Below are 16,512 nucleotides of genomic sequence, written 5' to 3'. Positions count from 1 at the left end.
CAGCGCGGGCCGCAAACACCGGCTTATCGCCGCCATGCCTCTTTACAGAGCGCCTCCTTGACCTGCATTCGTGTTTCGGTCGAATTCTTTTGCGTTTGGGCCAAAGATGAGAAAACTGCCGCAGCATCTGCTCGAGGCGCGCGACGAGGCTCACCGCCGTAACCTCGGATGGATTGCCTATGCCGAGGCCGACATCCTGGTGCACAGCAACGAGGATCCGGCGGGCTACACCATCCCTCTCCACAGCCACCAGCGCATCCAGTTGCTCTGCGTCTTCTCCGGCGTGGTGGCAGTCGCGACCGAGCGCGGCCGCTGGATGATTCCGCAAGGCCACGCGCTGCTGATCCCTCACCATCTCGAGCATTCCGTGGAAATGCTGAGCGATGTCAGCATGCGATCGGTCTATCTTCTGCCCCGGGAGGGCGTCCTGGCCGATCCCGAGCCGGTGGTGCTCGAGGTAACGGATCTTGCGCGCAGCCTCATCATCGAAGCGATCCGCCTGCGCGAGGCGCCCGCCGGAAGCCGCAAGCTCACATTGAGCCTTCAGCTCCTGATGGAAGAGATCGCCTCCCTCGAATCCCGTCCTCTCGGCCTTCCCTTCCCGGCCGACAGGAGACTCGCGGCGCTATGCCGGGCCTATATGGCAGCGCCGTCGGCGAATGCCCGGCTCGACACCTGGGCGGAAGCGCTTGCGATGAGCCGCCGAACTTTCACACGCTTCTTCCTCAGGGAGACGGGCGTCAGCTTCGCGACCTGGCGGCAACAGGCCAGCCTGTTCGCCTGTCTGCCGAAACTCGCGGAAGGCGCGCCGGTGACGCAGATCGCCATGCTGGCGGGCTACGAGAACGTCGCCGCCTTCACCACGATGTTCCGCCGCCTGCTTGGGACCTCGCCGCGCAGCTACATGAAGGCCTCGATCACCGGCTAGGCCCGCGCCGGCTCGCCAGGGCCGCTATGTCCGGTTTCCTTCCGGCAGTGGCGACCTCCAGGACGAGCTGGTGTCGATCCGGGTCGTGGCGAAGCGCTCGCGGAGCCACTTGGCTGCCGGACCGCATGGCCGCTGCTTGTGCCAGATCATCTCGAGCGCGATCGGCCAATCCGCGTCGTCGAATTGAAGATCCGGCGTGATCAGACCGGGGGCGGCCGGCGAATTCGCGATGACATGGTCGGACACGAAGGCCCAGCCGATGCCGTGCTTCACCATTTCCAGAATGACCCAGTGGCTTTCCACCCACCAGACCTCGGCGGCAACGCGCAGGCGCCGCTTCTCCGGCCCGTCGCTTCTGGCGGCGACGAGGATCTGCCTGTAGCGCTTCAGCTCTTCCCAATCGACGCGGGCCTTGGCAAGCGGATGGTCCTTGCCGCAAACCAGCTTGAGCGGGACCCATCCGATCGTCTGGAAGCCAAGCTCCGTCGGCAAGACCTCCTGACGCCACATCACCCCGATATCGGCTTTCCCCGCGAGGACCAGCCGGCTCACATCCTCCATCAGCGGAAACAGGATTTCGAGCTCAACATGGGGGAAGTGCCGCGCGAAATCGGCAAAGAGCGCCCCCAGAGCGTGCTCCGGGTAAAGTTCGTCGATCGCGATGACAAGCCGCTTCTCGACATGAGCCTCGAAGCTGCGCGCGACGCCGATGAGGTGTTCGCTGCGATCGAGCACGACCTTGGCCTCGCGCAGCAATCTTTCGCCCGCCGGAGTGAGCACGGGATTGCGCCCAGCCCTGCTGAACAGAGCGACGCCGAGATCCTCCTCGAGATTCGAGACCTGCGTGCTCACGGCTGATTGCGCTTTGCGAAGCGCGCGCGCTGCCCCGGAGAACGAGCCATGCTCCGCTGCCGCGACGAAGGCCCGAAGTTGGTCCAGCGAAACCGTCATCTATCTGATTATCAGATACGATCCAACTTGATGCAATCGAAATGACAGATAGAGAACGCGGCCATCAATCCTAGTGAAGGCCCCTTAGCACATGCGCTCCGTTCGAGACCGAATCCGCCACGCACTCATGTTCGAGGCGATCGGATTAGCCATTGTCATTCCAGCGGGAGCCTATCTGTTCGGCCTGCCGGCGGGCCATATGGGCGTCATCGGCGTCGGCAGCGCAACCGTCGCTACGATCTGGAACTTCCTCTTCAACCTGGGCTTTGACCATGCGATGCAGCGTATGGTCGGCCATACCCATAAGGGTATCGGCACGCGCATCCTCCATGTCGCGTTGTTCGAGGGCGGACTTCTGATGATCCTGCTGCCCCCGATCGCCTGGTATCTCGGCATTACCCTGATGCAGGCCTTTGTGATGGATATCGCGATCGTCGTCTTCTACGTCGTCTACGCCTTCAGCTTCAACCTGGCCTATGATCGGGTCTTCCCGATCCCGGCGAGCCCGGCCTATGCCATGTGACGCTGAGACTGTCGTCGCGGCGTCAGCTCATCATGGCGGCCGCGCGCTGGACCGCGGGCCTCATCTCCAGCCGGAGACGAAGCCCGCCCGATGACGAGTGCGAGGACCCGTATCGCTGATAAATCCGCTGCTGCGGGCGAGCCGGATCGGGGTGCCGTTCAGGCTGCTTCCGGCCCGGCTCGAACAGCCCCTTCACTTGGCTCTGTGCCTGAGGGTTGGCGCTAACCGCCAATCTTGAAGGAATAGGTCGTGCTCAATCCGAACGAGAACTGGTCGCGCGCGCCAATGGTGCGGACGATCGGCGAGCGCGCGGCATCCTGGAGCAGGCGGTCATAGCGGGCATAGGCCGTGGTCTTCCAGACGTCCGACCATGCATATTCGAGTGCCGCCGCGAGGCCCGCCGATTTGACGCCTCCCGACGGGCTGTAGGCGGCGAGGATGCCGTTAGCCTGCGATTCCTCCGGCGTCACACCGAAATTCCTGCGCATGTACGCCTGGTTGCCGAAGGACAGGCGCGGACCACCCGAGAGCGTGAAGCGGCCGATCGGTTGAACCCAGTCGACGAAGATATCGGCGACGATGCCATGATGGCCGTGGAAGCCCTGCCGTACCTCGATACGAGTCCGTAGCCGGTCCTCGATCGGCCAGAACTCGGCGAAGGCGCCAGCCTCGATCGTCCAGGGCACGTCTCGCATGCCGAACAGTTTTCGATCCGAGCCGGAATAGCGACCCGACTTCAGGTCGCCGACGACGCCCATGCTGAAGCGGCTCGTCTCATACAGGGCGAAGTCCAGCCCCTCGTCGGGTGCGCTGAACCCTTCCGGCTCGCCAACCCGCCGCCAGCTCAGCGACGGCGTGCCCGACGGTCCGTAGGCCTTTGCGCCGTCATATTTGGGACCGATCTGACCCGAGCCGCCGAGCGTCACGATCCAGCCGGAGGCCGGAGTGGGGTTCAGCAGCGCCGGAGCCGGATCGGCCGCGACAGCAACCTGGGATCCAGCGACCAGGCACAGACCGGCGACGGCAAGCTTAGGGTAGGCGGGCACAATCGTCGCTCCTGCAGGACACCCAATCGCTTGCCATATCTGAACTCTGTCGCAAACCGGTAAAGATCGAACCCAGCGTCACTCGACGATTTTTCTGCCGAGTTTCACGTCCAGTTTCTTAATGCGGTGCCACAGGCTGCGCTCGGCAATGCCGAGGAGCCGCGCGGCCTGGACCTGGACGCCGTCCGTACGCCGCAGCGCCTCGATGATGAAGCCGCGCTCGAGCCGCTCGAGTTCGGCATCGAGATCGTTCGGGAGGCGATCGCGCTCGGCGCGCCGCGCGCCACCTTCAAACAAGTCGCGAGGCAGATCCGGGACGTCGATGGTCGGGGACTTCGCGACGATCACGGCGCGCTCGACGCAATTATGCAGCTCACGGATATTACCGGGCCAGTCATGGCCGTCCATCGCCGAGAGAGCGGCCGGGGTAAAGCCGGTCACGCGCTTGCCCATCGCCTCGGCCAGCGTCGCGAGGAAATGGGCGGCGAGGATCGGGATGTCCTCGCGCCGCTCACGCAGGGCAGGCAACTGGATCGGGAAGACGTTGAGCCGATAGAACAGGTCCTCCCGGAACTCGCCGGACGCAACCGCCTGGCGCATGTCCCTATGGGTTGCCGCGATCAGCCGGACATCCACCGTCTGGCTGCGGGTGCCGCCGACAGGTTCGAAGCTGCGCTCCTGAACCGCACGCAACAGCTTCGCCTGAACGGCGATCGGCATATCGCCGATCTCGTCGAGGAAGAGCGTTCCGCCATCGGCGGCGGCGAAGCGGCCGACGCGGTTGGCCAGCGCTCCGGTAAAGGCACCTTTCACATGACCGAAGAGCTCGCTTTCGAGCAATGTCTCGGGGATGGCAGCGCAATTGATCGCGACAAAGGGCTTGTTCCGGCGCGGACTGTTGAAATGGATCGCGCGTGCGACGACCTCCTTGCCGGTGCCGCTTTCTCCGTTGAGCATAACCGTGGCGCGCGTCTCACAGACCTCGGTGACCTGCTCGATCACCCTTCTGAAGGGCGGGCTTGTTCCGATCAGATTTTCGAAGCTGTAACGGCCCTCGAGTTCGCCCCGCAGCCGCTCATTGTCGCGCACCACCTCGGCCAGCCGCAAGGCGCGGCGAATGACGGCTGCGACATCCTCCATCTCGAACGGCTTGGCGATGTAGTCGAAGGCGCCCTCCTTCACGAGTTCGACAGCATCGCGAACCGTGGCAAAGGCAGTGATGACCACGACCGGAACATCCGGCCAGCGCTTGCGCACCTCCTGTAGCAGGGCGCGCCCATCCATCCCGGGCAGGCGCAGATCAGTCAACACGAGGTCGAACCGTTCCTGCTCCAGACTGGAAAGCGCCTCGCGGGCGTTTTCGACGGCGGTCGCGCGATAGCCGAGATCATCCAGCGCAGCCGCCAGAACATCGGCCAGTCGGGTTTCGTCATCGACGACCAGGATGCTGTGGGTCATCCGGGTGCTCCACGCTCCAGCAAAGGCAATGTAATTGTGAACGAGGCGCCCTGCCCCGGCGGGCTCGCATAATGGGCGCGGCCACCATGCGCAGCAGCGACGGATTGCACCTTCGCGAGGCCAAGCCCCGTGCCCTTCGTCTTGGTGGTGAAGAAGGGATTGAAGATCTCGCCCCTGATCTCGTCCGCCACGCCATCCCCCTGATCGCTGATTGTCAGCGAAATCTCTCCATCGGCCGATGTGAGCTCCGCCGTGATCATTCCGCCGGCGGGCATCGCATCGATCGCGTTCAGGACGAGATTCAGGCCCGCCTGATGGAGCTGGTCCGGGTCGCCCGAGATCAGCCCACCCCCGCTATGATCCCTGATGTCGAGGACGACGTCATGACGGTCAAGCTCCGGCATGGCGATCGAGGCCACCCGATCGATCACCGCGCGGAATGGAAAGACCGTCTTGCTCGGCGCCTTGGGCTGAGCGAAGTCGAGAAAGTCCCGCACCAGCGTCTCGATGCGGCGTACCTCCTCGATCACATAACCAAGCATGCGGTCCTCGGCGGCCCCGAGCTTGGCGCGATTGCGCACCACCTCGGTCGAGGTCTTGATGATACCGAGCGGGTTGCGGACTTCATGGGCAATCACCATCGCCGCTTGCCCAAGGGCCGAGAGCCTGTCGCGACGCCGGAGCTCGGTCTCCAGAGCATGCAGCTTGCCGAGCTGCTCCGCCATACCGTTGAAGCCTGCGGCGAGCTGCGCAATCTCGCGCCCGCCGGTTTCAGGAACCCGTTGCTTGAAATCGCCGGCTGCAATCGCCCGGACGCCGCGCGTCAACGCACGCAGCGGCTTGACCAGGATACCCGACATCGCAGCGCCGACGATGATCGAGATGAGGCTACCTAGCAGGAAGATGCCGATGAAGAGCTGGGATGGTCCAAGCTGCTCGAAGAAGTCGGCACCGCTCGGCAGCCCGATGAATGCGACAGCCGCCAGCTTGCCATCGATACCGCGGAAGGCGGTGTAGACCGCACGATAGGCGCCGCCATCGGCCTCGCGGTCGAAGATCGTATCCTCGCCCTTCGCCAGGCGCTCACGGATCGCATCGGGTACCGTGCGCGTATCGTCCGGATGGGTCAGCATGACGGATTCGAGGCCCGCGCTGGTCTCGGCGAAGAGCCGGACATCCAGCGAGGTCACCACCTTGATGCTGCCGAGATAAGAATCATCGAGCCAGGTGCCGACAAGAACGTAAGCCGGCTTGTCATTGACCTGGACGCTCTGCACGGCGCCGGCCATGAGGTGCTTTTCATCCCCGGTCGTGATCTTGAAGATGCCCTGGCTCGTTTCGGTGGGCAGGACAGCCGAGGACGTGAAGTCGCGCGAGTTGAACAGCATTTCGCGCCGATCGTCATAGATCGCGATCAGGTCATAGCCGACCGAACTGAGCAGCGCGAACTCCCGCTCGATGGCCTTGGGGCGGCGAAGATCGCCATGGACCGAAGTCTCCAGGCGGTGGCCGATGACGCTGGAGACGCGCTGCGCCTCCTGAGTCGCTTCGGTCACCTCGAGCATGAAGAAGCGCGAGGTCTCGCCGAGCCATTGCTCGACATTCGCCTCAAAGGCGGAGGAGATCAGCCGTGCCGCGACATAGGCAGAGGTCAGCATCGCCGGGACGCTGACGAGCAGGAAGCCGATCACAAGCCTCAACCGCAGCGACGTCTTGCGAATTGGCATCAAGCCGTCTCCAGGACAATGGAAGGCTGCGTTCTGCCCAAGCAGGACGTCCGCTCAGGGTCGCCTCGTCCAGGTGTCGTCATCGCAGATAAAACCACCCAGCACGCACCCCTTTACGACGAGTGTCCTCTGTGACTGCAAGCGGATCGTGGTCTTGTAAGTGCGACCATCCTCCGGATTATACCCCTCCCCTGCAAGCAGCCCCGCCGTACCCTCAGGCCTGAAGCCAGTCAGGACCTGGACACCGAGCAGCGAGCGCCCGCGCAAATTGCTGTCGGGGTTTGATCGATCGACCCGCTCCTGCTTGAGCCAGACGATCTTGCCGCAGAGCGCCTGCCCGCAGCGCGCGATCGCAATCTCGGACTCGCCATCGGAATCGCGCCAGCGCCCGACGACCTCGCTCATCGGGTCCGCAGCGGCGGCATGCAGCGACGGCATCGCCACCAATGCGGCGAGAACAAGCATTCTAGCGCTAAGTCTGGCCATCGCCATCCTCCTCATCCTCCCAACCCAAAGCAATGACGCCGGCGACGATCAGGGCGATGCCACCGGCTTGAACGGCATCGATCCGTTCGCCGAGCGCAAGCCAGGCGAGCAGAGGCACCGTGACATAGGCGAGCCCGGTCATCGGAAAGGCGCGGCTGAGCGGCATGTCACGCAGGATCAGCATCCACACGATGAACGTTGCGGCATAGCCGAGCGCCGCCAGCCAGACGCCCGGCAGCGTCGATGCCCTGATCATCATCTGCAGCCCGAAATCCATGTCGGCGAGCCCGTCCGCCCCCCATTTGAAGGCAAGCTGGGTCGCGGTATCGAGCGTAATGAAGACCGTCCAGATCCAAAGCTGGCGCCATGGCACGGGCTGCCGCGAGGTCTCGATCGTGCTCATGCCGCCTGCTCCCTTGCCGCCTGCTCCCTTGCCGGTGTCCGGGGCAGCGCCCGCAGGTCCGGATCGAACCTGTCGAAGGCGAACCAGGGACTGGCCGATTTCAGGGCCCATTGCAGCGCGGCATTCCGGTGCCTGAAGAAGACCGTTGAAGGCACCAGCCGGCTGCCGAAGCGCAGTTTCGACGCATAGGCTGTCTGGCCGGTCTGCAGCCGGGCGATGCCGCGTTCGAGACAGAAACGAACATTCGTCATCCAGCTCACCACATAGAGGTTGTGCTGACGGGCGAGCGGGTAGCGCATGCCGAGGAACTTATCGATCACCCTGTCATTCTCGATCAGCAGCAGATTGAAGGCGGCGAGCGTCTGGCCCACCCAATAGAGAGCAAAGACGGCGCGCTCGCCGAGCGCCGCCGAGACAGCCTTGAAGTAACCCGGGGGGAGCACCTCCAGATCACCGTAGTCGAGGTCGCTCTCGGCCCGCGTCGACTCGTAGAGCTCGGCGATCTCGCTCTCGATACCCTCGAGCCCATGCCGCATCTCGACCCGGATCTCGCCGGCCTTCGCCAGCTTGCGCCGGATATCCTTGCGCGTGGCAGCCGAGAGCGAGGCGAGATAGTCCGCCTCGCCAGCGAAGGGCAGATCGAGGACCGCGAACGGCAGGCTGCCGACACCAGCAAATCCCCGCGACAGCAGCGCATCACGCAGATCCGACGCACCCTGCGCGGCAACATCCTTCCAGGCCACGACATCGGCCCCCACGCTTCGGGCGTGCTGGTCGAGAATTTCGCCCAGCGCGGCGAATGCGGACGCGGATTGATCCGATTCAAGCCCATTGCGCACGCAGGCATGACAGCGTTCGGCATAGGGCGAGCCGACACAGAGCACCTTGAGGCAGACGAGACGCGGCGCCAGCCTGAACACCGCATCTCCGAAGCGCCGGAGCCCACCCTGAAATGGCGTATCAAGCCGATAGGTGAACAGGAAGAACGGCGCGATGGCACTGACGCCAAGGGCATCCTCGACACAGGCCGCGCCCATGGCGATCCCGCTGCCGCTTCCGGCCAGCGCCTGCTCACAGGCGCTGTAATAGGCATGGTTTTCGGCTTCGCCGGGGCAGCAGCGATCCCACGCCTCGGGCGCAATCTCGGCGATCCGTTCGACGATGCGGGCGCGCGGCGCGTTCATTCCGCCGCAACGGCGCAGAGGCTCGCCGGCTCCCGTCGGACCTTGTCTGGAACGGACAGCCGCGCCGCCAGGGCAAGCGAGCGGTCGATCACGACATCGCGCTGCTGGTCGATGGTCACGAGATGATAGCTGTCATTCAGCACGACGGTATCGACGATTCCGCCAAGGCGCCGCTGGATATAGGCCGCATTGGAGAGACCGGAGATGTCGTCCTCGCGCGCCTGCACGACGAGCGCGGGACAGGTGATCTCGCCCATCCGGCGGCGCGTGTCCTTGATCAGCGCCCACATCTGCTGAAGCGAGCCCGCGGGCGTGCCCAGGAGGCCGGCCTGCGAGCTGTCCCCGCCGCCCATCGCCCCCACGATCATCGCGCGGGTGCGCTCATCCTTGACGCCATAGGGCTCGCGCTCGACAAAGCGATAGCGGCGGCCCATGGGCGTGTTGATCAGCAGCTTCAGCAGAAAGCTGTACCAGGGGATCGACCAACCATCATACCAGAGCGTCGGGGCGTAGAGGGCAAGCCCCTGTACGTCGTCGCGGTGGCGTGCCGCGATATGCATCGCCATTACCGCCCCCATCGACAGTCCCCCGACGATGACCGTGTCGCAAATCAGCTTCATCCGTGCGAGCTCGGCTTCTACGCTGGCTGTCCAGTCGCGCCAGCCCGTCGCCAGGAGATCGCCCTCGCTGCCGCAATGCCCCGCCAACTGGGGGCAATGAACGGTGTGACCGGCCCGCGCCAGCGCGCGCGCGACGAGCCGCAGCTCGACTGGCGTGCCCCCCAGGCCATGGATCAGGAGGAACCCGGTCCGGCCACCGGCGAAGCGAAGGCTGTTGTCTTTTGCTGCCACGGAAACGAATCCCTCAGGCGGTGCGGGCGACGATGACGACGCCAAGAGTGATGAGACAGGCGCCGAGCCATTGCCGACGCACGACGCGCTCCTTGAGGAACACGGCGCTGGCAAGCGTGACGCCAAGGAAATTCAGGCTGGCGATCGGGAACGCGATCGAAAGCGGCACTTCGGCAAGAATCCGCAACCAAACCACGACCTCGACGAGGTAGATCAGGATTCCCCAACAGATCCAGCTGTCCCGCAGCGCGGCCAGGACGAGCGCCCGTCCGTGTACGTCGGGCAAACGATCAGCCCCAAGCTTGAAGCAGAGCTGGCCTGCGACATCGCAGATCACCGACAAGGCGAACCAGAGCACGAGCGTCATGGCAGCACCCGGTCGAAGCAATCCAGCAAGACACCGTTCACGCGCGCATTGACCGCCAGCTCGGCGTCCGTGACCGGGCGTCGCGGCGGATGATCGAAATAGGCGAGCGTCGCCCGGAACGGATCGGCGAAGCGTGGCTCGGAATAGTCGCCGCAGATATCGACGCCGACGATCTCGCACTGCTCCGCCAGCCGTTCGATCGCAAGCAGCAGATTCTCGAGCGGCAGCTCGCCCTGATCCCAGTTGGTCGCGGCATCGCCCGGGCCAAGAACATCCTTGTCAATCGTCAACCAGATCCGACGGGTCGGCAGGTTGCGGATCAGCTCATCGAGGAAGTCGCCCCAGTTCTCATTCGCGAGATTGCGCCAGTGCAGTGCCCCGGCCTTCTGCGTGTGCCCGCGTCCATCACGATAGCGGCGCCAGACGCGAGAGGGCGCATGCCGCCATGGGTAGAGTTCAATCCGCCCGTCGGAGACCGCGTCCAGATTGGCGAATTGCCATTCCGGCCTGACCAGGTCGCTGCTGCACGGGCCGATCGTCACGACCCGTTTGACGTGTTCGAGTTCGAGGGCGCGGTTGACCCAGGCGCCGCAATTCACGGTCGCCGGAAACCGCACCCAGTCGGGGTGATTGTCGAAATGCACGACCGTCAGCGGCCGACCGGTCTGCGCAAGCAGGCCGGCCGTCAGATGATGGAAGTCGCCTGATCCGTAGAATGTCACGGAAGCCTCGCCTTCGCGCATGGGTTTCGCGCGCAGTCGCTCGTGCAGCAGGCTCAGCGCCCGCCTGCTTGCGACGATACGCAATGCGCTTCCAAGATCGGTCGCATCGATGCGGGTGGCGGCTCCCGCATCGATGCGCCGGTGCAGCGGCTCCTGAACCGCCGCACTGCCGTCGAGGTCGATCACACGCAACTGCACGTCCGACCTCGCCGTTTTCAAACCCTGGCGACGCGCGTGAACAACTGATCGAGCAGCGCGAGCGCCAGATCGATCTCCGCGTGGGTCATTGTCAGCGCCGGAGCCAGTGTAATGACGTTCTTGTGGTAGCCGCCAATGTCGAGGACGAGCCCGTAGCGCTGGCCGTCGACCACCAGATCGGCCTTCATGCCTTCGTCGCACATCAGGTCGACCAACCGCTTCGACGGGGTGTAGCTGTCATGCGGCTCGCAGATCTCGATGCGCAGCGCCATGCCGAGACCATCGACGTCGCCAACGATCCGGTGCCGGCGCTTCAGTTCCTGGAGGCCTTCGAGGAAATAGGCCCCCTTCTCCATCACCATGGTCTCGTAGTCGTCCTCCTCCATCATCTTCATCGCCTCGAGCGCGACGGCGGTGCCGAGCGGGTTCGCGTTGAAGGTCGAGTGGGTCGAACCTGGCGGGAAGATGGTGGGGTTGATCAGCTCTTCCTTGGCCCAGATGCCGGAGAGCGGGTTCAGCCCGTTGGTGACCGCCTTGCCGAAGACGATCACATCCGGCTGCACGCCGAAATGCTCGATCGACCACAGCTTTCCGGTCCGGTAGAAGCCCATCTGGATCTCGTCGACGACGAGCAGGATGCCGTGCTGATCGAGGACCTTCTTCAGCTCGATGAAGAAATTCGGAGGCGGAATGACGTAGCCGCCGGTGCCCTGAAGCGGCTCGACATAGAAGGCCGCATATTCCGACTGGCCGGCCTTGGGATCCCAGACGCCGTTATACTCGCTCTCGAACAGGCGCGCGAACTGCTTCACGCAATGCACGCCGTATTCTTCCTTGCTCATGCCCTTGGGCGCGCGGAAATGGTAGGGAAACGGCACGAACTGGGCCCGCTCGCCGAAATGGCCGAAGCGCCGGCGGTAACGGTAGGACGAGGTGATGGCGGAGGCACCGAGCGTGCGGCCGTGATAGCCGCCCTCGAAGGCGAACATCAGGCTCTTGCCGTTGCTCGCATTGCGCACGAGCTTCAGTGAATCCTCGACCGCCTGTGCGCCGCCGACATTGAAATGCACCCGGCCCTTGCTGCCGAATTTCGCCTGCGCATCACGGGCGATCATCGCGGCGAGTTCGATCTTCTCGCGGTGGAGATACTGGCTCGCAACTTGCGGCAGAGTGTCGATCTGGCGCTTCAGCGCCGCGTTCAGGCGCGGATTGGCGTAGCCGAAATTGACCGCCGAATACCACATCTGCAGATCGAGGAAGCGATTGCCCTCGGCATCGAACATGTAGGAGCCGTCGCAGCCCGAGAAGATCTTCGGGAACTGCGTGTAATGGACCGTGTCGCCATGGGAGCAGTATTCCGCTTCGAGGGCGAGCAGGCGCGCCTCCTCCTCGGCATGGAGGCTCGTCGGCCGGGATTGCAGACCAGCCAGTACCGGGGAAGCCGGCTCAAGCAAGGCGTATCCGTCATCCATCGATCATATCCTTGAGTTGGTTCTGGGCTCCGCTCGTCACCGGGCTGGCCAGCAGTTCTTCCAGCAGGCCGACGGCCTCGGAAAAATCGGAGAAGGGGTGATGAGGCAGAGCGTTGTCGTGGCAATGCCCGATGAGGCTTTTCTTGGCGAAGACGAGATCCGCCTGGCCGGCGAGACAGAAATCCGAGCGGCCGTCACCGACGAGCAGGGTCAGCGGTCGTCCGAAGCCGTCGGCCACTCGGCATTTGCAGGTGCCGCTCGCGCAATCGCCGGATAGTGCGGCATGCGGCGACGTCAACTGCCAGCGCTCGCCGCCGACCGCAGCGAGGTGATTGGCGATGACGGGCAGTGCGCCGAGCCCGATCCGGCCCAGCACCGCGCGGATCGTGCGGTCAAGGCCGTCGGAGACGACCGTAACCGGGATATCGTGCCGCCGGCAGAGTGCGACGAAGGCGCTGAAGCCGCTATCGATCGCAATCGTCTCGGTGAAGCCGTCGAGCACGGCCGGCAGCACGCGCAGCAATTCGACCTGCCTGGCCATGCATTCGCGGGAGCCGATCCGGCCGGAAACCCAGTCGTCCTCGATAGCCTCCCAGCCCGGTTCCGCGAAACGGGCCAGGATCTGGTCGGTCGTGTCTTCACACGTTATCGTTCCGTCGAAATCGACGATGGCCTGCCACAGCATGCTCGGCGCTCATTTGTAGCTCTCGGTGAATGCCGGTAGCGCAAGCGCTGTGCCATCTCGCAATCAATTGATATTGCTACAAATTCGGACGAATTGTCTGCGCCGTCCGCCCCCCATTCGCGGAGCTTCCATCAAAAATTGGAGCCAAACCGTGCGTCGGCTCATCGGACAGGTAGGCCGATGGCGGCGACCTCATGCAGCGCCGCAACGACGCGGCGTTGCCCGCTTTCTTCACATGAGAAGCCGAGAGGTCCGTCTGGCGGAGGAGGTCATTGCCCCGTCAGCGCGGGGGAGGCCGACATCTCTGCAAGCCCGGAACCGCCCAGTGGTCAGGCGCACGAGGCCGCGCATCGTTACACGGCAGTGCGCGCCATCTGGAGCCCGCTGGCCATCGCTGCCTGCTGCTCCGCGACCACCAGGAGTGACGCGCCGTGTTCCCCGGCGAAGGCTCGTTCTGCTGCGGACCATGCCGGCATGATCCAGGGCTTTTCCGCTGCAGCGCAGGCTGAAGCGATCCGGCCGATATCGCCCCTGTCGGCATCACTGAAGCGATAGCGACCTCTCCCCCGCGTCAGCGAAAGGTCCGAGGGGCCAACGAAAACGCCATCCACGGTCGGCAGGGCGAGAATGGCTTCGACATCGGCAAGCGCCTCGGCCGTCTCGACCATCGGGTAACAGGCGGTTTCGCGGTTATCGTCCTCGAAATAGCTGGCGGACGGCGCGCCATAGCGGACGCTGCGGGCTCCGGCATAACTCCGGGTTCCCAGCATCGGGTATTTCGCCGAACGGCAGATTGCCGTTGCATGCGCCACCGAACCGACATGCGGGATCACGACGCCATTCGCGCCGAAATCGAGCGCCTGCTGGATCGGCTCGGCCTGCGGCCCGGCAACCTTGACCAGAACTTCGAGCTTCAGGGCGCGAGCAAGTGGAATGAGCTTGTCGAGATCCCCAAGCGACAGCGTCCCGTGCTCGACATCGAGAACGAGCGTATCGAATGCCAGGTCCGCCGCGATTTCGACGAAGACCACGTCGGGCGCTGCAAGCCAGCAGCCGATCTTGGGCTGTTTCCGCGTCATCGGATGCTCACCTGACAGAGGCAAAGGGCAGACGGCGGTGGCGCGCCAGCGGGATGCGCGTGCGGGCGAGATCGATCGCGGCAAGATCCAGCCGAGCTGCAACGATGCCTTCGCCCAGGGCGCGCTTGGCGATGACCGCGCCCCATGGTTCGGCGATGAGCGAGTGCCCGTAATTGTAGAGTATCTGCCCATCTTCCTCGAAGGGCCCCTCCTGCCCGGGCGCGAGAATGAAGCACTGGCTCTCGATGGCACGGGCCCGCAGCAGCGGCTCCCAATGCTCCTTGCCGGTGTGCAGGGTAAAGGCTGCCGGCACCGCGATCATGCGGGCGCCAGCGTCGACAAGCGCGCGAAACAATTCGGGGAAACGCAGATCATAGCAGATCGTGCAGCCGACAGTGACGCCGTCGAGATCGAAGGTCACCAGCTCGGATCCCGCGCCGTAGATCTTGCCTTCGTCATAGACCGTGCCATCCGGCGCGGTGATCGCGAAGAGGTGGATCTTGCGATAGCGGGCGACCTCGCGCCCCATGCGGTCGAAGACGAGACTGGTGTTGAAGATGCGGTCTCCGTCACGCTCGTTCAACGAGCCGCCATGGATGTAGACGGCGTGGCGGGCGGCAGCCTCTCGCAGCATGGCATAGGCTTCGCCGCCCGGGCACGGCTCGGCCGCGGCGCGCTGGGCGTCGGCATCGCCGCCATAGAGCGTGAAGCACTCCGGCAGCATGACGAGATCGGGTTTCTCTTCTCGGCAGGCCTGTTCGATCAGGCGCTGTGCGATGGCGATATTGGCGGCCTTGTCCTGGCCGGCATTCATCTGGATCAACGCGACTTTCATCATGTCTCGCTTGTTGGGGACACCTGGCGGACGACAGCGCAGGCGGCCCGCTGGAGGGCGGTTTGCCTGCGCGCCCATCGGTCACTTCTTGAGGCTGACGGCCCAGAGTCTCGGCTTCGGCATGATGGTCGCGGCATAGCCCTGGACGCTCGAGCGCGCCGCGGCGACTTCGACACCGTTATAGAGCATCAGAAACGGCGCCTGCTCGATGAAGAGAGCATGGAGCTTGTCGAACAGGGCCTGACGTTCGCCATCCTTGGTCGACGCCAGGATATCGCGCAGGAGTTCCTCCGCCTGCGGATCGTCCCAGATCCGGTTCGGCCGCTTGTCTTTCGAGCCCATCACCGCGCCATAGGCCAGGGCGGGGTCATAGCGGGCCGAATAGGAGAAGGACTGCATCTGGTAGTTGCCCTTGCTGTAACGATCGAGCTGCGTCGCCCATTCCAGCACCTCGAGCGTCGCGTTGATTCCGGCCGATTGCAGCATCGCCTGGGCGATGACAGCGCTCTCATAAGTGTCGCGCTCGTTCTTGTTCGCCATCAGCACGATCGGCTGGCCGGCATAACCCGCCTCCTTCAGCAGGCGGGCAGCCTTGGCCGGGTCATAGCTATGGAGGCGGGCCTGCTCCTTCGAGTAGAAGCGCGATTCCGTCGGGACGACCGAAGCGTTTGGTTGCCCCAGCCCCTCCGATACGGCCTTGACGAGTTCGCGCGTGTCGATCGCGGCGGCGATGGCCTGACGCATCTTGACGTTGGCCAGCAGCGGATCGCGGGTCTGCAGCAGGATCGTGTTGAGCATCATGGTCGGCGAGGACGAGACCTTGATCTCCGGCCGCGCCTTCAGCTCTGGAATATCGGCTGCCGCCAGCGAAGGCAGGATGTCGATATTGCCACGCAGCAGCGCGGCCTTGGCCGTGGCGTTGTCGGGGATCACCATGAAATTGACGGTATCGACGAGCGCGCGCTTGCCCCCGACATAACCATCCGGCTCGCCGCCGCGATCGGTATAGCCGTCGAACCTGTCAAGGCGGACATATTCACCGCGCTTCCATTCCCCGAACTTGAATGGCCCGGTCCCGACCGGCGCCTTGAACGAGCCGTCAGGGTTGAAGGACGAGCGGGCGACGATCGCAGTCTGCCCGCACTGGTTCCGCGCGATGCCCGCGAGAAAGACAGAACTCGGCCGGTTCAGGGTGAAGACGACGGTGTCCGCATCGGGAGCGGCGATCTCGACCTTGAGTATGTCCGATCCGTTGTACTCTCCCGTGCAGAGCCAGCCCGTCTTCGGGTCCATGTAGCGCTGCCAGTTCCAGACGACATCCGCGGATGTCAGCGTCGTGCCATCGTGGAACTTCACGCCCTTGCGCAGCCTGAGCGTATAGGTCAGCCCATCCGGAGACACCTCGATGCTGTCTGCGAGCAGCGGCTTCGGGGTGCCGTTGGCGGAGTAGCCGACGAGGCCCTCGACCATGTGAAGCACCACGCCATCCGTCGTGTCGTCCCGGTTCACCCCGGGATTGACGCTCCGGATATCGGCATTGAGACGCACGCGCAGAGTGTCGGCCCTCAGCCGTCGACGCCTGAAAACAGGCAGCACC

Annotated in this window: 17 protein-coding genes; 2 read left to right on the top strand and 15 right to left on the bottom strand. The window is 64.2% G+C overall.

Translation table 11 applies throughout. The features are described from left to right. Nucleotides 1-106: 106 nt before the first annotated feature. Nucleotides 107-928 (top strand): AraC family transcriptional regulator, encoded by an 822-nt coding sequence (locus tag AC1DGP_RS09970; protein WP_441504488.1) that lies wholly within the window; start codon nucleotides 107-109, stop codon nucleotides 926-928. A gap of 24 nt (nucleotides 929-952) precedes the next feature. On the opposite strand, the gene AC1DGP_RS09965 is transcribed toward AC1DGP_RS09970, so the two are convergent. Further along, on the bottom strand, nucleotides 953-1,879 hold the full coding sequence (locus AC1DGP_RS09965) for a LysR family transcriptional regulator (protein WP_441488109.1): 927 nt from the start codon (nucleotides 1,877-1,879) through the stop codon (nucleotides 953-955). A 91-nt stretch (nucleotides 1,880-1,970) separates the two neighbouring features. Between AC1DGP_RS09965 and AC1DGP_RS09960 the strand changes: the two genes are divergently transcribed. After that, nucleotides 1,971-2,402 carry a PACE efflux transporter gene (locus AC1DGP_RS09960; RefSeq protein WP_441488108.1) on the top strand — a complete coding sequence of 144 codons (432 nt, stop codon included), beginning with the start codon at nucleotides 1,971-1,973 and terminating at the stop codon, nucleotides 2,400-2,402. Between the two features lie 221 nt (nucleotides 2,403-2,623). Here AC1DGP_RS09960 and AC1DGP_RS09955 read toward each other — a convergent pair whose 3' ends face one another. The 14 genes from AC1DGP_RS09955 to AC1DGP_RS09890 form a co-directional block, all read right to left on the bottom strand. Further along, nucleotides 2,624-3,448 carry a MipA/OmpV family protein gene (locus AC1DGP_RS09955; RefSeq protein ID WP_441504487.1) on the bottom strand — a complete coding sequence of 275 codons (825 nt, stop codon included), beginning with the start codon at nucleotides 3,446-3,448 and terminating at the stop codon, nucleotides 2,624-2,626. A gap of 78 nt (nucleotides 3,449-3,526) precedes the next feature. Next, complete coding sequence (locus tag AC1DGP_RS09950; RefSeq protein ID WP_441488106.1) at nucleotides 3,527-4,906, bottom strand: sigma-54-dependent transcriptional regulator; 1,380 nt, start codon at nucleotides 4,904-4,906, stop codon at nucleotides 3,527-3,529. Next, the gene (locus tag AC1DGP_RS09945; protein ID WP_441504486.1) at nucleotides 4,903-6,633 is read right to left on the bottom strand and encodes an ATP-binding protein; all 1,731 of its coding nucleotides are present in this window, start codon (nucleotides 6,631-6,633) and stop codon (nucleotides 4,903-4,905) included. Before AC1DGP_RS09945 ends, AC1DGP_RS09950 begins: the two co-directional genes overlap by 4 nt. Nucleotides 6,634-6,687: 54 nt before the next feature. Then, the gene (locus tag AC1DGP_RS09940) at nucleotides 6,688-7,119 is read right to left on the bottom strand and encodes a DUF2147 domain-containing protein (protein WP_441504485.1); all 432 of its coding nucleotides are present in this window, start codon (nucleotides 7,117-7,119) and stop codon (nucleotides 6,688-6,690) included. Beyond that, entirely contained in the window at nucleotides 7,106-7,522 is a 417-nt protein-coding gene (locus AC1DGP_RS09935) for an EamA family transporter (RefSeq protein ID WP_476832064.1), read from the bottom strand. The genes AC1DGP_RS09940 and AC1DGP_RS09935 overlap by 14 nt, the downstream gene beginning before the upstream one ends. Then, the gene (locus AC1DGP_RS09930; RefSeq protein ID WP_441504483.1) at nucleotides 7,519-8,706 is read right to left on the bottom strand and encodes a GNAT family N-acetyltransferase; all 1,188 of its coding nucleotides are present in this window, start codon (nucleotides 8,704-8,706) and stop codon (nucleotides 7,519-7,521) included. Before AC1DGP_RS09930 ends, AC1DGP_RS09935 begins: the two co-directional genes overlap by 4 nt. Beyond that, on the bottom strand, nucleotides 8,703-9,557 hold the full coding sequence (locus AC1DGP_RS09925; protein WP_441488101.1) for an alpha/beta hydrolase: 855 nt from the start codon (nucleotides 9,555-9,557) through the stop codon (nucleotides 8,703-8,705). The genes AC1DGP_RS09930 and AC1DGP_RS09925 overlap by 4 nt, the downstream gene beginning before the upstream one ends. Before the next feature lie 13 nt (nucleotides 9,558-9,570). Continuing rightward, nucleotides 9,571-9,924 (bottom strand): EamA family transporter, encoded by a 354-nt coding sequence (locus AC1DGP_RS09920; protein ID WP_441488100.1) that lies wholly within the window; start codon nucleotides 9,922-9,924, stop codon nucleotides 9,571-9,573. Continuing rightward, on the bottom strand, nucleotides 9,921-10,844 hold the full coding sequence (locus AC1DGP_RS09915) for an arginase family protein (protein WP_476768470.1): 924 nt from the start codon (nucleotides 10,842-10,844) through the stop codon (nucleotides 9,921-9,923). Before AC1DGP_RS09915 ends, AC1DGP_RS09920 begins: the two co-directional genes overlap by 4 nt. A 17-nt stretch (nucleotides 10,845-10,861) precedes the next feature. Next, nucleotides 10,862-12,316: an aspartate aminotransferase family protein gene (locus tag AC1DGP_RS09910; protein WP_441488098.1), complete on the bottom strand. Its 1,455-nt coding sequence runs from the start codon at nucleotides 12,314-12,316 to the stop codon at nucleotides 10,862-10,864. Beyond that, nucleotides 12,309-13,001 carry an MtnX-like HAD-IB family phosphatase gene (locus tag AC1DGP_RS09905; RefSeq protein ID WP_441488097.1) on the bottom strand — a complete coding sequence of 231 codons (693 nt, stop codon included), beginning with the start codon at nucleotides 12,999-13,001 and terminating at the stop codon, nucleotides 12,309-12,311. Before AC1DGP_RS09905 ends, AC1DGP_RS09910 begins: the two co-directional genes overlap by 8 nt. A gap of 353 nt (nucleotides 13,002-13,354) precedes the next feature. After that, nucleotides 13,355-14,080 (bottom strand): HpcH/HpaI aldolase family protein, encoded by a 726-nt coding sequence (locus tag AC1DGP_RS09900; RefSeq protein ID WP_441504482.1) that lies wholly within the window; start codon nucleotides 14,078-14,080, stop codon nucleotides 13,355-13,357. 7 nt (nucleotides 14,081-14,087) lie between these two features. Beyond that, a complete protein-coding gene (locus tag AC1DGP_RS09895; RefSeq protein WP_441488095.1) occupies nucleotides 14,088-14,918 on the bottom strand; it encodes a carbon-nitrogen hydrolase family protein in 831 nt (276 codons plus the stop codon). Between the two features lie 78 nt (nucleotides 14,919-14,996). Further along, nucleotides 14,997-16,463 carry an ABC transporter substrate-binding protein gene (locus AC1DGP_RS09890; RefSeq protein ID WP_476832063.1) on the bottom strand — a complete coding sequence of 489 codons (1,467 nt, stop codon included), beginning with the start codon at nucleotides 16,461-16,463 and terminating at the stop codon, nucleotides 14,997-14,999. Nucleotides 16,464-16,512 lie beyond the last annotated feature (49 nt).

This window comes from Allobosea sp. 05T433 (assembly GCF_056396065.1).
This window is presented reverse-complemented; position numbering and strand designations above follow the sequence as displayed.

What these genes read in the sequence shown, in the direction of transcription:
- AC1DGP_RS09970 (WP_441504488.1), top strand. Translation starts at nt 107, where the DNA reads ATGAGAAAACTGCCGCAGCATCTGCTCGAGGCGCGCGACGAGGCTCAC.
- AC1DGP_RS09965 (WP_441488109.1), bottom strand. Translation starts at nt 1,879, where the DNA reads ATGACGGTTTCGCTGGACCAACTTCGGGCCTTCGTCGCGGCAGCGGAG.
- AC1DGP_RS09960 (WP_441488108.1), top strand. Translation starts at nt 1,971, where the DNA reads ATGCGCTCCGTTCGAGACCGAATCCGCCACGCACTCATGTTCGAGGCG.
- AC1DGP_RS09950 (WP_441488106.1), bottom strand. Translation starts at nt 4,906, where the DNA reads ATGACCCACAGCATCCTGGTCGTCGATGACGAAACCCGACTGGCCGAT.
- AC1DGP_RS09945 (WP_441504486.1), bottom strand. Translation starts at nt 6,633, where the DNA reads ATGCCAATTCGCAAGACGTCGCTGCGGTTGAGGCTTGTGATCGGCTTC.
- AC1DGP_RS09940 (WP_441504485.1), bottom strand. Translation starts at nt 7,119, where the DNA reads ATGGCCAGACTTAGCGCTAGAATGCTTGTTCTCGCCGCATTGGTGGCG.
- AC1DGP_RS09935 (WP_476832064.1), bottom strand. Translation starts at nt 7,522, where the DNA reads ATGAGCACGATCGAGACCTCGCGGCAGCCCGTGCCATGGCGCCAGCTT.
- AC1DGP_RS09930 (WP_441504483.1), bottom strand. Translation starts at nt 8,706, where the DNA reads ATGAACGCGCCGCGCGCCCGCATCGTCGAACGGATCGCCGAGATTGCG.
- AC1DGP_RS09920 (WP_441488100.1), bottom strand. Translation starts at nt 9,924, where the DNA reads ATGACGCTCGTGCTCTGGTTCGCCTTGTCGGTGATCTGCGATGTCGCA.
- AC1DGP_RS09910 (WP_441488098.1), bottom strand. Translation starts at nt 12,316, where the DNA reads ATGGATGACGGATACGCCTTGCTTGAGCCGGCTTCCCCGGTACTGGCT.
- AC1DGP_RS09905 (WP_441488097.1), bottom strand. Translation starts at nt 13,001, where the DNA reads ATGCTGTGGCAGGCCATCGTCGATTTCGACGGAACGATAACGTGTGAA.
- AC1DGP_RS09900 (WP_441504482.1), bottom strand. Translation starts at nt 14,080, where the DNA reads ATGACGCGGAAACAGCCCAAGATCGGCTGCTGGCTTGCAGCGCCCGAC.
- AC1DGP_RS09895 (WP_441488095.1), bottom strand. Translation starts at nt 14,918, where the DNA reads ATGATGAAAGTCGCGTTGATCCAGATGAATGCCGGCCAGGACAAGGCC.